Genomic DNA, 13,403 nt, shown 5'->3' with positions numbered 1-13,403 from the left:
AGAAGTATTACGACATAGGGTCTGACTCTATACTTTGATCAGCACTAGAAACAAAGTGCTTACGTTTTGCATAAAGAGACCTTACTGCAGGTACGAACAAGACAACAGCCATCATCATATATCCACTTAATTGAGCCATTGGGATATCATTCTCAATAACGTCAATTCCTAATATGCCCTTAGATGAGAGGTAAGCTAAAACAACGAGTGTTCCATTGTTAACAAAGTGCGCCCATATAGACATCCACAAACTTCCAGTCCAATAGTATATATATCCTAATAATGCCCCTAAGAATATTCGAGGTATCATTCCAGAGAATTCAAAATGAAGTACACTAAATATAATCGCAGCCAACCATATTGCTTTATGTGCATTTTGGACTTTATTAAAAAGCATACGTTGAATTATCCCTCTAAAGACAATCTCTTCCCCAATCGCAGGAATTACTGCAACGACAACAAGGTTTGCTAACATATACGGCAAACTAGTGACACTAAGTAATTTCTTTATGATTGTCATAGACTCCTTTTCCAGCTCGTGTAGCCAGCTCTCTAAACCACTGAGAGCATCAGGAAATGGGATGGCTTGATTCAGCTCTCCCAAATAGGTCGAAATAGGAATAGCCAAGAGGGTCATAAAGAAGATCAGTAAGCTATAAGTCTTCACATCATTTTTAGATCCAAAACTGAAACCTTGACAACCACCTTTCATGGCTGTCCGCGAAAAGAACCAACCAGTTCCCACAAAAAGCGACAAAGAGGAGATTCCCAAAAGCAAGATAGTTCCTACTTGTGATTGCATGTCCAATCCTAATATTTTCATTGGAACAATCGTCAATAATGCACCTACCACTTGAAAAAGACAAAAGCCGAGCAACAAAAATAACATCGCATAAATAGGCTTTCTCTTCAGCTGAATATTATACATACAATTTAGATTATCTATTATCAAAATGATTACATGATGAAGATACATAAAAAGCAAGATATTTACATACAAGATGTTCCATCGATAATTAATTGATATAGACAGAGGGATATGGTTCTAGATAGATAATACAAACAGCTACAGACTCACTATTGACTATTAAGGAGTTAAAAATCTTTTTTCTATATTTGTCCTCTCAAATAAAATTAGGAAATCGTGAAAATCGGAAATATAGAACTAGGCTCAATGCCATTATTTTTAGCCCCAATGGAGGATGTTACATATAAATCGTTTCGATATATGTGTAAGAAATTTGGAGCTGATGTAATGTATACTGAGTTTGTTTCATCAGAAGCATTGATTAGAGATATAGCCAAAACAAAGAAGAAGATGACCCTTTTTGAATTCGACAGACCTGTTGGAATTCAAATTTTTGGTCATAACATAGAATCGATGGTTGAAGCAGCAAAGATTGCGGAAGAGTCCAATCCCGACATCATCGATATTAACTTTGGCTGCCCAATGAAGAAGATCGTGAATAGAGGAGCTGGATCGGGTATGTTTCAAGATGTACCTAAGATGGTCGAAATGACACGACAGATAGTAAATGCAGTCAACAAACCGGTGACCGTTAAGACTCGTCTTGGCTGGGATGATAACAGTAAGGTGATCGTAGATGTTGCCGAACAACTTCAAGATACAGGTATTGCTGCACTAACACTTCATGGAAGAACTAGAAAGCAGCTTTACACAGGAGAAGCAGATTGGGATTGGATCGCAAAAGTGAAGAATAACTCCCGTATGCATATCCCAATTATTGGTAATGGTGATATCAATGGTCCATTAAAAGCAAAAGAGTGTTTAGAGCAATCTGGTGTGGATGGATTAATGATTGGTCGTGGAGCTATTGGACGACCTTGGATATTCAAAGAAATTAGACACTATTTAGAAACAGGAGAACTTCTTCCATCACCTCTTGTACCTGAGATTGTTGATAATGTAAAAGAACAATTAACACAGTCAGTGAATTGGAAAGACTCTCCAGAAAGAGCAGTAAAAGAGATGCGTCGTCATTTCGCCAAATACTTTCCTAGCCTCCATAATTTTAGAGACATCCGAATAAAATTATTACGTGCAGATGAACTAGACGAAGTGTTGCTATTATTAGATGAAATTGCAGAAAGATATGCAGATACTAGAGTAGACTATACCAATATTAGTCTCAAATAAAGTCTGTAGAGATGAAGTAAGGCCTAGATGAATCAATCATTTAGGCTTTATCTTTTCAACTATATAATAGCGTTAAAATAAAAAAGGATGTCCTGGTGGACATCCTCAAACCTAACCTAACCTAAAATTCCTATGAAAAAATTTGCTTTTCCCTTACACTGCAAATATGCATATAAATTTCATTTGACACCCAAACATTTCAGTTAATCAATGTTAAAGCTGTCTTCTTTTATGATTTAACATACATATTTCACATCAAATATATAAAGACTTAAATGTATTTTATTACTTTCAACCCCACAAACTAAAGACAAGCATCACATGATATATTCTGCAATCATCACCTGTATAGGAACTTTAATTTTCAATATACCTTTTGGATACTTTAGAGCATCCACCAAGAAATTCTCATTTCTATGGTTTGTATTTATTCATCTGCCCGTACCGTTTGTGATATGGTTTCGCTCACTTAATGGAATATCATTAACTTGGAGCTTAGCACCTTTTCTTTTTGGATCTTATTTCCTTGGTCAATATATAGGTAAAACAATTGGAATCAGACGTCAAAAGAAGCGTCTTGAATTAGAGAAGTAAGGTGTTTGGCAAGTTTTGCCTTCACCTCTTCTATATCTATTCTTTGTCCCACCTCTTTTTGAATGGAGGTAACCCCTCTATCTTGGAAACCACATGGGTTGATTAAATTGAAATACTCAAGATCTGTATTCACATTGAGAGCAAAACCATGCATCGAAACAAATCGTGATGCTCTCACTCCAATGGCACAGATTTTACGCATTAACGCAGGCTTATCTGTATCTAACCAGACACCTGTAGCCGCATCATCACGAGTACCTGTAATTCCATACGCTGCAATCGTTCTAATGACTGCCTCTTCCATCAGTTCTATGTAGGTACGTAGACCAATATTGAAATTCTCTAAATCGAATATGGGATATCCAACGATCTGCCCTGGTCCATGATAAGTAATATCTCCACCTCTATTGGTCTTTACAAACTCAGCATCTTTGGCCTGTAACTGTATATAGTTTGCCAATAGGTTATGCTCATCACCACTCTTACCCAAAGTAAAAACATGAGGATGCTCTACAAAAATTAAACGGTTAGGAGTCGATTTTTTCGACTCCAATGAACTGTTCTGCTTTTTTATGTTTAAAACTTCTTGAAAATACTTCTCTTGAAGATCCCACACCTCTTGATAGGCACCTTGACCTAAGTCTATAATATCAATTTCTTTATTCATAAAGCGCTTCTAATAATGTAGAACAATTACTGTATCTTACGAATATGATTCTCTGCATGATAAGATGAACGAACCATAGGACCACTTTCGACCACTCGAAAACCTTTCTGTAGGCCAATCTCTTTTAGCTCCGCAAAATAGTCTGGATGGAAATATTCCTGCACCTCTAGATGTTTCTTTGTTGGCTGCAGATATTGCCCCATTGTTAAGATCTCAACACCATTGGCACGTAGATCATCCATCGCTTCCATGATCTCCTCCTTTGTCTCTCCAAGGCCCAACATCAATGCTGTCTTGGTTACCACACCAGCATCCGAAATATATTTCAACACGGACAAGCTTAAATCATATTTCGCACGACTTCTTACACTAGGTGTTATACGACGCACGGTTTCAAGATTGTGTGATATAATTTCAGGCTGGGCATCGATTACCTTATCGATACAAGCAGTGTCGCCATTAAAATCAGGAATCAACACCTCCATGGTTGTGGTAGGGTTCTCCGCTTTCACTTCTCTAATAGTCTCGGCCCAAACTTGAGCTCCACCATCATCTAAGTCATCTCTATCGACAGAAGTCACCACACAGTGCTTAAGCTTCATCAGCTTCACAGAGTTGGCAACACGTTTAGGCTCTTTCAGATCTAGGGGCAGTGGACGTCCACTTTTGGTCGCACAAAACTTACATGATCTCGTACAGATCTCTCCAAGAATCATGAATGTAGCGGTACCATTTCCCCAACACTCCGCCATATTAGGACAACGTCCTGATGAACAGATAGTGTGTAACTTATGCTCTTTTACAATACCTCGTAGGTTCTGATATGTCTTTCCTTCTGGCAAACGAATCTTAAGCCAATCAGGTTTTCTTCTTCTATTTTCCATAAACTATCAAATTTAGTCACTTCTTCTTTCCTCAAATGGATGACATTTTCCGAAAGGCACACCAATGTATAAAAAAGAGTTTAAAGTACGAAATTAGTCATGACGTTATTACAAAGAAGCAGAAAAACGATCCAAGACACCATGAGAATAGTCAGATAAATACTGTCTAAAAGAGTAATTATGCCCCCTCTATGTGTGACACTAAAATCACACTCATTAACACTATGAAAGCGAAATGATGTTATCATTGATAATATGAAACAACTCGCTTCAATCAAAAAGCATTTGCATATTATTTTTCTTACTTTTGGACAAATAATAAAATTATTGATCTATTTCGATTATCAAAATCGGAACTCTTTTTAGAGCACTAGAGGCATTTTTAAGAGTATAACCAACATAATAAACAAAGCAATGTCAATAACTAAAGTTTTTTCTAAGTTCCCAAAGACATTTTGGGTTGCGAATTCTATTGAGCTTTTTGAACGCTGGGCGTGGTACGGCTTCTTTGCTCTTTTTGCAAACTATCTTACAGGGTCTGCGGATCAAGGAGGTCTCGAGCTTACCCAACAAGATAAAGGTTGGATTATGGGAGTCGGTACTGCCATTCTATATTTCCTTCCTGTCATCACAGGTGCCATAGCCGATCGCATAGGCTATAAGAAAACACTTTTTATCTCTTTCATTGTTTATATCACAGCATTCCTTCTTTTTCCACATGTAGACTCTTTCATCGGAGTATTCATGGTCTATTTATACCTTGCTTTGGGTGCAGCACTCTTTAAGCCAGTTATCTCTGCAACGATAGCCAAAGTAAGTACCAAAGAGACAAGTTCTATTGCATTTGGCATCTTCTATATGATGGTAAATATCGGTGCTTTTATTGGTCCTCTTATAACGCTTACGACCAAATCAGAACCAAACAACATCTTCTATATTTCTGCCTTTATTGTCAGTCTAAACTTCATTCTTCTGTACTTCTATCATGAACCACATAAAGAGGAAAAAACACAGAAGACAACTATCGGACAGACTGTTTCACATATCTTCAGTAATATTGGAGAGGTATTCAAAGATCTGAAATTCGTCGCATTCCTTATTATCGTAGCTGGCTTCTGGACAATGTACAACCAGCTGTTCTTCACCCTTCCTGTATTTATTACACAGTGGGTAGATACAACCTCTTTATACCATTGGTTTGCAGAGTATTTTCCTGCAATTAGCAGCACCTACGGTGACGCTGATACGCAGACAATGCAAGCAGAGTTTATTGTTAACTCGGATGCACTATTCATCATTCTTTTCCAAATCATCATCTCTTCTATCGTAATGAGATGGAAAGCATTGAATGCCATGATGAGTGGTTTCGTTGTTTGTGCAACAGGTATGGCTTTGTCTCTATACACACAAAATGTATACTTCACAATCTTCGCCATCTTTATATTTGCAGTAGGTGAAATGTCATCGTCACCTAAGATCACAGAATATATCGGGATGATTGCTCCCAAAGAGAAGAAAGCTCTTTATATGGGATACTCATTTATCCCTGTATTCTTAGGAAACCTATTCGCTGGAGTGATTGCTGGAGACCTTTATGGTAAATGGTCAGACAAAGCAACTATCGTAAAAGAATTCGCAACAGAAAAAGGCTTTGCCATCTCTAGCGAACTATCACAAAACGAATATTTCCATGCTGTAGCTCAAAAGATGAACCTTTCGGATATCGAACTGACCAATTTGCTGTGGGATCAATACAACCCTTCTAAGATATGGGTAGTGATCTACGGTATTGGTATCTTTTCTGTCGTTGCACTATTTCTATACAACCGTCTTATCTTAAATAAAAAAGAGTAAGACCCAACGACTATTAAAAACAGAATAGCCATCCTCCTTAACAGTAAAACTGTCGGAAGATGGCTATTCTGTTTTTATATTTTACACTATTTGAACAACACGAGTAACTACTCCACTTCGAATACCTTCATATCCTTTACCAAAGCTTGATTGACCTGGATATTCATATTGCGATTCTCTTTCTCTAAACAGATCTTAATCATAGTCTTCGAACCTTTCGCTGTGAATGATATAATGTTTGAATGTCCTATCGACCCCCATTCGTTAACCCCACGTTGTGGCATCACCAAAGGATCAACATACACTCCATCAACATAAACCGATCGAATAGCACATTTATTATCTGTATTCCATGGCCCATTTCCATTGGCATAATTAACATAGAATTGATAGTGTTTTCCTCTCTTCGTACGAATAGGAACCATAACTACATTATTAACCCCCGCTACCGAAAGTTCAACCATATTTTTATCTACATTTGGAATAGAAACCTGCTTGTCTTTAGCATACGACCTTAATAGTATCGTCTGTTCATTCGTAGGATGGCTACTGTACAATATTGGGGAAGACATATATGAATTGAGTAGATCATCACCCCCTTTAGCTATAATAGAATAACTATGTGTCAAACCATCGGACTTTGGTAAGTCAAAAGAGAATGATGGAGCTTTTTCATCTGTTGGTACCGTAGAAAGACATTTCCCATCATTGTAAACAAGATACCCTGTGGCACCCTCTACTCGATCCCAGTATATCTTACCACTCTCACAACGCACGTTTTGTGGCATCTCCAACTGAAACTTATTGGCTACCATATTGACATCTTGACCTTCACCAAAACCTTTGTTATCAAGAACTATTTTCACCTTATAATGTTTCGATTCATTCAAGTCAAGCTTATTATCCACACGCTTGCCATTAACATACATCTCGGAAATATGACGACCAAAACCTTCCATCGTAATATCAACGGTAGCCTTACGAAGTTTTAAATTAGTTAAACTCTTCTTCCCTTGATATGACTCTGGGACCACTGGATGAAACGACAAAATCCCTTGGGCATTGATATCCACTCCAAAGAACACTTTGTAAATCATACTCAGGTTGCCACTAATACTCCACAACATCTCACTTGAGTTTAAAGCAGTAACAAAATCACCATTATCAGCAACCATATTCTCTTTATTAGTCAAGAATAGAGCAGCAGCTCTATAGATCGATGCCAATCCTGCATTTAACGCTTTTTCATTACCAACCTTTGCGGCAGCTTGATTATAGAATGCCTGAACAAATGGCCATATACCATTATTGTGATAAGGACGTATACTTGGAATCTGTGGATAAACACATGGTGCACCATAAGCAACCACAGGCATCTTTGAAATTACCGACTCACTCTTTTGATGATCAGCAACATCGAACAACACAGTAAATGCTTCACCCAATGTTTCCGACTTTGGAGAAAGCACATCTGCTCCTCTTCCATAGAGGTATTGTCCATAATACCCACTTTGGGGTTGCCATAGATGTTTATTTATCGCCAGCTTCAACGACTCTGCTCGTTGCTTATAAACCAACAGCTTCTCATTATCACCGAGTAGCGCAGCCATCTGTTGCAAAATCTGATACACTTCATAATGTGCTGCATTCGTACCTAGATTCTTAGAGCTATAAATATCCACATTATCCATCCATCGTGGATAAGTCTGTTTTCTCCAATCTAAGAATGAAGATTCGCCACGCATCAACCCTGTCATTGGATCGTAAACAATCTTCCAATCATCCTCTACCGATTTTGAAATAATGTCATATGCCTCTTTCAACCATGCATCATCGCCCATGATCTTATATACTTCCCATGCAGCAAGTGTCCACACCACTCTATCTGAAGATACTGGCCAAGCCCCTCCAGAGCCAGTATCCTGGACAATGCGACCACCTCTCACCTTCTTTCTCAAAGAAGTGAGAGATCTAGTAGGATCAATCATTCCAACACCTAAGATGGTAGAATAGCTCACATCACGTGTCCATACCCCACCCCATTTCTGTCCAGTTCTCCATGTTCCATCCTTTTCACTATCCGCTTTTGCCTCTTCCAAAGCCATCGCATAAAGAGCATTCAACAGAGGAATATCAGAACTAAACTGAGGATATTCTGAAATATCACTCTTCAATTTCCACGCTTCTGCGACATGCCTATCTGGATTAAACACATTAAACTCATAGCTAATCTCATAAATGCCATCTCCGTCGGGATCTTTCATCTGTTGATAATCACCAAAATTCTCGAAATCCCAAGAAAGAGGTGGAACACCTCCAGCAATATATACACCATTGAAATCACGCTTCATCACTCTTTCTCCACTACGATCTTCGTAATATCCTTTCTCTTCGAACGATGCCAAAACATCTCTTAAATCTAGACGAAAAACAACTTTGGTCTTTGGCTCTAAAAGATCATTCACATCATCCACGGATGTAGTATCTGCATTGTTCACACCAAACGTTGAAATAGGAGTAACAAAAACCCCATTTTCAGGTCTAATTACAATACGTCGATTGACATTAATAGGAAGGTCATTGTCTTGCTTATTCAAACTATACTTAAATTCGACAGCACGACTAATACTATTTAAAGGACTTTCATAATTAGAAGTCATATGGGTATTCGAATGGACCTTTGCAGTGTAAGCCCCCTGTTCCACTCGATCTTTATAAATAGAGAAAGATTGGCTCTCATATATTGGTTTATCATCTTGACAAGCAGTTAAAATACTACTGAAACCAACAAGAATAGCCATGAGCCTAGCTATCTCATTAAACTTTTTCCACTGTAACATATTCTGGATCTGATTTTAAATAATAGACATTTCTTCTATACGAAGATATAAATATTTAGCTGCAGAAAACCCACCAACTACATGATTTACAAAAGATAACCTCCGCAAACGTTTTCGGTAATACAGAAACTCTCGATAGACATAATATTTTTATCCAAGTCCCTTAAATTTGCCGAGAAAAACAGAGTCATAAACTTCTCTAGAAGCGATATTGTCTACACAAAAAGATCGATGAAGAGACAGATGCAAGAAAAAATATCTCGATTTAAAAAATGGAGGAATGAAACATGTAAACAAATTGTCCCCACTTTTATGTACATCCATAACGAGAACCTCCTCTATATTATCATCAATAAAGACAGCATACCCTTCACTTAAATCATTTATAATCTCCTCTTTCTCTATACTGAAAAATATCTCCGTCTCATTGGATTCAATAGAGATATCTTTAGATCGAAACTTCGGAATACGCTTCGACAACAAGATTTTTGTTGGATCAAGCATCCATTTATCACCACTCCATCTAAAGGCATAGTTCATATTATACGAGAAACACTCTCGATAACGGTTTCTATCATGAGTGGAAAAGAACCCTTCGTCCCAAACCTTTTTAGTTAACTTCATCAAACGACTACACTGCTTAAACTTATCCCTATTTACCTGCTGCTTGTGCGTACCCTTATCCACTTGAGGTGAATGAGAAATAACACGGTGAGATGGTCCCTTATACGAGGAGCTAGAAATAGACTTCTTTTTTGTAACAATCGCTTTAACCATAATTCCATTTTTAGGGGTACCCCTATTATTAAACTAATAACAAACCACCATCCCCATTGGTTCACATGCATTGTTATTATTATGGTGTTTATCATCAGTTTCGATTTAATACAACAGTCAATGATGCTTTATGACAACATCTTACAGGGATTAAAAAACACTATATTTAAAATCACTACGAAAAAGAACCCAGACAGAGTTTAATTTACACGACCAATCACTACTAAAAACACCCAAGACAGTGTTAATTTACACTACCCTATCTTCATTAACCTCGCCTCTCTAACAGCATAAATGACACAGAACATCCATATTTTCTGTACGATGAAAAAAGGGCTTCCTAGGTACTTTCTCACACCCTTCTAGGTACCTCCTCCTACCTTTGTCCATGGTTCATCCATGGTTCGTCCATGGTTTGTCCATCGATTTCGGGGGTCTCGATGGCTGAATCATGGCTATAACATGGACGAATCTTGGACAAAGGTAGGAGGAGGTACAGAGGAGGGTATTGTTAACCTACTAGCAAAGTGCGGTAAGGTGTGTCTGATTTGGAGTAGCGTAATATACCATCGATAGTTAAATTGAAATCTTAAAGAGTCTTGAATGAGCAGGAGTATGCAGTATATGAGGCACATGTGTGTTTTCACCCATTAGTATATCAAGATAGACAAAATCCATAAGAGTAAGGCAGTGAAAATTATATATTTTAGTGGGTTTAGTGAATTTATTTAAGTTGTCGATTCATAATCTACGACATCTGTATGGGAATCATTTTTGACACGGAATGGTACAGCGTCAAAAAAAAAGGCTTTCTTATTGAAATACAGTAAAAAACACTATCTTTGCGGCTCAATTACCATCCATACTTGTGAACTGTAGTCTTGAATGTGTCTGGAAACATTGGTGTTAGCTCCACTTTATGGACATCAGACACGTCCGAAGATGATGAGTTTTTAAGAACAAAACGTAATTGTTAATTTTTATATTTATTTAAATTAAAAAGAAGCAAGTGGATACTTTAAGCTACAAAACCGTATCGGCGAATAACGCGACGGTAAAAAAAGAGTGGGTTGTAGTAGATGCTACAGACCTAGTACTAGGACGTCTTGCCAGTAAAGTTGCTAAAATTTTGCGTGGAAAGAACAAACCATCATTCACACCTCACGTGGATTGTGGAGATAACGTAATCATCATCAATGCAGAGAAGGTTCGTTTGACAGGTAAGAAACTTACACAGAAAGAGTACCTTCGTCACACTGGATTCCCAGGGGGACAACGTTCTATGACTGCGGAAGATATTCTTGCTAAATACCCAGAGCGTTTAGTAGAGAAAGCGGTTAAAGGTATGTTACCTAAAAACCGTCTAGGTCGTAAGATCTTTACAAACTTAAAAGTTTATGTAGGTGGTGAGCACAACCAAGAAGCTCAACAGCCTAGAGTTATTAACCTAGATGACATTAAATAAGTAGTATGGAGACTATAAACGCAATTGGTAGAAGAAAAGCCGCAGTTGCACGTGTTTACGTGAAAGAGGGTGCTGGTAAAATCACAATTAACAAGCGTGATATTGCAACTTACTTCCCATCAGATATACTACAGTATATCGTGAAACAACCTCTACTTCTTCTTGATGTAGTTGAGAAGTATGACATCAAAATCAACCTTGATGGTGGTGGATACAAAGGACAAGCGGAAGCTGCTCGTCTTGGTATTTCTCGTGCTTTAGTAATGATTGACGAAGCAGTTAAGTCTGATCTTCGTAAAGCTGGATTCATGACACGTGACCCTCGTGAGGTTGAACGTAAGAAACCAGGTCAGCCTAAAGCTCGTAAACAATTCCAATTCTCGAAGCGTTAATATCATTTTTATTAAAACATATTTTTGTTTAGTATCTAAACCTCGAAGATCTCCTTTATGGAACTACTTTGAGGTTGCTTAAACAGAAAGTAAACATTATTTATTATGCCTAGAACTGATTTTCAGCAATTGCTAGAAGCAGGTGTACATTTTGGTCACCTTAAAAGAAAATGGAACCCAAATATGGCTCCATACATCTTCATGGAGAAAAACGGTATTCATATTATCGATCTTCAGAAGACTGTAGTTAAGATTGACGAATCTGCTGCTGCACTTAAGCAAATTGCGAAGTCTGGTCGTAAAATTCTTTTCGTTGCTACTAAGAAGCAAGCGAAAACTATCGTAGCTGAAAAAATTAGCGAAATCAACATGCCTTATATCGCTGAGCGTTGGGCTGGTGGTATGTTAACTAACTTCCCTACTATCCGTAAGGCAGTTAAGAAAATGACTACTATCGACAAGTTGATGAAAGATGAGAGTAGCTGGTCAAACTTATCTAAGCGTGAAAAGCTTCAAATTACTCGTCAACGTGCGAAACTAGAGAAAGTATTGGGATCTATCTCTGATCTATCTCGTCTTCCAGCTGCATTATTTGTAGTTGACGTGATGAAAGAGAAGATTGCTGTACGTGAGGCAAAACGCCTTGGTATTCCAGTTTTCGGTATGGTTGATACAAACTCAAATCCACAAGATATTGACTTTGTAATTCCAGCTAACGATGACGCTTCTCAATCTATCGAGCTTGTTCTTTCTATTATGGCTGATGCTATTAAAGAAGGGCTTACTGAGCGTAAGATGGATCGTGAAAAGGATAATAAAGAGAAAGAAGCTTCTAAGAAAGAGGCTGCTAAAGAAGATAAATAATTTTCAACCTAATATTTTCTGACCCATGTCTGTAAATGCAAAAGATGTAATGAAGTTGCGTAAAGCAACAGGCGCTGGTATGATGGATTGTAAGAAAGCTTTAACTGAGGCTGAAGGTGATTACGATCGTGCTGTTGAGATCATCCGTGAGCGTGGTAAAGCAATCGCAAACAAGCGTGCTGATCGTGAAGCAACTGAAGGAGTTTGTATCGCAAAAACTTCAGCTGATAATACTTTTGGTGCAATGCTAGTTTTGAACTGTGAAACTGATTTCGTAGCGAAAAACGAAAGCTATATTGCTCTTGCAACAAGAATCCTTGATGTAGCGATTGAAAACAAAGTGGCAGATCTTGAGGCGTTGAAAGCACTTGCTATTGATAACACTACTGTTGGTGAGTTTATCGCTGAGCAGACTGGTGTTGTTGGAGAGAAGCTAGATCTTTCTTTCTATGCATGTTTAGAAGCAGCTTATGTTGCTCCTTACATTCACGCTGGAAACAAGCTTTCTACTATGATCGGTTTTGACGGTGTAGTTCCTGAGCAAGTTGGAAAAGACGTTGCAATGCAAGCTGCTGCAATGGCACCTATCGCAATCAACAAAGATGCAGTTGCTGCTGAAACTGTTGAGAACGAGTTGCGTATTGCAATGGAGAAATTCCGCCAAGAAGGTAAGCCAGAGAATATGCTTGAGAAGATTGCTCAAGGATCACTTAACAAGTGGTTCAAAGAGAATACTCTTATCGAGCAAGCATTCGTAAAAGATGGAAAAATGACTGTTTCTCAATACCTAGCTCAAGAAGCTAAAGGTGTTAATGTAACAGGAATGGTTCGTAACTCTTTGAACGGATAATTCTGGATCTACTATAGATACACTAAAAAGGGCACTCAAATGAGTGCCCTTTTTTTGT

General features: G+C 38.0%; 11 protein-coding genes. 6 read left to right on the top strand and 5 right to left on the bottom strand.

Annotated elements, in window-relative coordinates:
* Positions 1-7: 7 nt before the first annotated feature.
* Complete coding sequence (locus K5X82_12785) at positions 8-928, bottom strand: CPBP family intramembrane metalloprotease (protein QZT36155.1); 921 nt, start codon at positions 926-928, stop codon at positions 8-10.
* A 213-nt stretch (positions 929-1,141) separates the two neighbouring features.
* Between K5X82_12785 and dusB the strand changes: the two genes are divergently transcribed.
* A complete protein-coding gene (gene dusB, locus K5X82_12780) occupies positions 1,142-2,158 on the top strand; it encodes a tRNA dihydrouridine synthase DusB (GenBank protein ID QZT39128.1) in 1,017 nt (338 codons plus the stop codon).
* A 556-nt stretch (positions 2,159-2,714) separates the two neighbouring features.
* Here dusB and lipB read toward each other — a convergent pair.
* Together lipB and lipA are read right to left on the bottom strand one after the other, a co-directional pair.
* Positions 2,715-3,419: a lipoyl(octanoyl) transferase LipB gene (gene lipB / locus K5X82_12775; GenBank protein QZT36154.1), complete on the bottom strand. Its 705-nt coding sequence runs from the start codon at positions 3,417-3,419 to the stop codon at positions 2,715-2,717.
* 26 nt (positions 3,420-3,445) lie between these two features.
* Positions 3,446-4,303: a lipoyl synthase gene (gene lipA, locus K5X82_12770; GenBank protein ID QZT36153.1), complete on the bottom strand. Its 858-nt coding sequence runs from the start codon at positions 4,301-4,303 to the stop codon at positions 3,446-3,448.
* Positions 4,304-4,717: 414 nt separating this feature from the next.
* On the opposite strand from lipA, the gene K5X82_12765 reads away from it, so the two are divergent.
* Positions 4,718-6,157: an MFS transporter gene (locus K5X82_12765; GenBank protein ID QZT36152.1), complete on the top strand. Its 1,440-nt coding sequence runs from the start codon at positions 4,718-4,720 to the stop codon at positions 6,155-6,157.
* 107 nt (positions 6,158-6,264) lie between these two features.
* Here the strand turns inward: K5X82_12765 and K5X82_12760 are convergent, their stop codons facing one another.
* Together K5X82_12760 and K5X82_12755 are read right to left on the bottom strand one after the other, a co-directional pair.
* Positions 6,265-8,997, bottom strand: coding sequence for a hypothetical protein (locus K5X82_12760; protein QZT36151.1), 2,733 nt, complete (start codon positions 8,995-8,997; stop codon positions 6,265-6,267).
* Positions 8,998-9,147: 150 nt separating this feature from the next.
* Complete coding sequence (locus K5X82_12755; protein ID QZT36150.1) at positions 9,148-9,774, bottom strand: hypothetical protein; 627 nt, start codon at positions 9,772-9,774, stop codon at positions 9,148-9,150.
* A gap of 1,009 nt (positions 9,775-10,783) precedes the next feature.
* Here K5X82_12755 and rplM point away from each other — a divergent pair.
* The 4 genes from rplM to tsf all read left to right on the top strand — a co-directional run bounded on the left by rplM (position 10,784) and on the right by tsf (position 13,345).
* Complete coding sequence (gene rplM / locus K5X82_12750; GenBank protein ID QZT36149.1) at positions 10,784-11,239, top strand: 50S ribosomal protein L13; 456 nt, start codon at positions 10,784-10,786, stop codon at positions 11,237-11,239.
* Between the two features lie 5 nt (positions 11,240-11,244).
* Positions 11,245-11,631, top strand: a complete 387-nt coding sequence (gene rpsI, locus K5X82_12745; protein ID QZT36148.1) for a 30S ribosomal protein S9 — start codon at positions 11,245-11,247, stop codon at positions 11,629-11,631.
* A 105-nt stretch (positions 11,632-11,736) separates the two neighbouring features.
* Positions 11,737-12,495 (top strand): 30S ribosomal protein S2, encoded by a 759-nt coding sequence (rpsB, locus tag K5X82_12740; GenBank protein QZT36147.1) that lies wholly within the window; start codon positions 11,737-11,739, stop codon positions 12,493-12,495.
* Between the two features lie 25 nt (positions 12,496-12,520).
* Complete coding sequence (gene tsf / locus K5X82_12735; protein ID QZT36146.1) at positions 12,521-13,345, top strand: translation elongation factor Ts; 825 nt, start codon at positions 12,521-12,523, stop codon at positions 13,343-13,345.
* The last annotated feature ends 58 nt before the right edge of the window (positions 13,346-13,403 follow it).

It is taken from the genome of Prolixibacteraceae bacterium (genome assembly GCA_019856515.1).
In the GTDB taxonomy this organism is placed as follows: Bacteria; Bacteroidota; Bacteroidia; order Bacteroidales; family Prolixibacteraceae; genus Halosquirtibacter; species Halosquirtibacter xylanolyticus.
Note: the sequence above shows the minus strand (reverse complement) of the source record. Positions and strands in the feature narration are given on the sequence as shown.

Excerpts from the sequence above, each read along its gene's own strand:
- K5X82_12765 (QZT36152.1), top strand. The coding sequence starts at position 4,718 with ATGTCAATAACTAAAGTTTTTTCTAAGTTCCCAAAGACATTTTGGGTT.
- K5X82_12755 (QZT36150.1), bottom strand. The coding sequence starts at position 9,774 with ATGGTTAAAGCGATTGTTACAAAAAAGAAGTCTATTTCTAGCTCCTCG.
- K5X82_12760 (QZT36151.1), bottom strand. The coding sequence starts at position 8,997 with ATGTTACAGTGGAAAAAGTTTAATGAGATAGCTAGGCTCATGGCTATT.
- lipA (QZT36153.1), bottom strand. The coding sequence starts at position 4,303 with ATGGAAAATAGAAGAAGAAAACCTGATTGGCTTAAGATTCGTTTGCCA.
- K5X82_12785 (QZT36155.1), bottom strand. The coding sequence starts at position 928 with ATGTATAATATTCAGCTGAAGAGAAAGCCTATTTATGCGATGTTATTT.
- rpsB (QZT36147.1), top strand. The coding sequence starts at position 11,737 with ATGCCTAGAACTGATTTTCAGCAATTGCTAGAAGCAGGTGTACATTTT.
- lipB (QZT36154.1), bottom strand. The coding sequence starts at position 3,419 with ATGAATAAAGAAATTGATATTATAGACTTAGGTCAAGGTGCCTATCAA.
- tsf (QZT36146.1), top strand. The coding sequence starts at position 12,521 with ATGTCTGTAAATGCAAAAGATGTAATGAAGTTGCGTAAAGCAACAGGC.
- rpsI (QZT36148.1), top strand. The coding sequence starts at position 11,245 with ATGGAGACTATAAACGCAATTGGTAGAAGAAAAGCCGCAGTTGCACGT.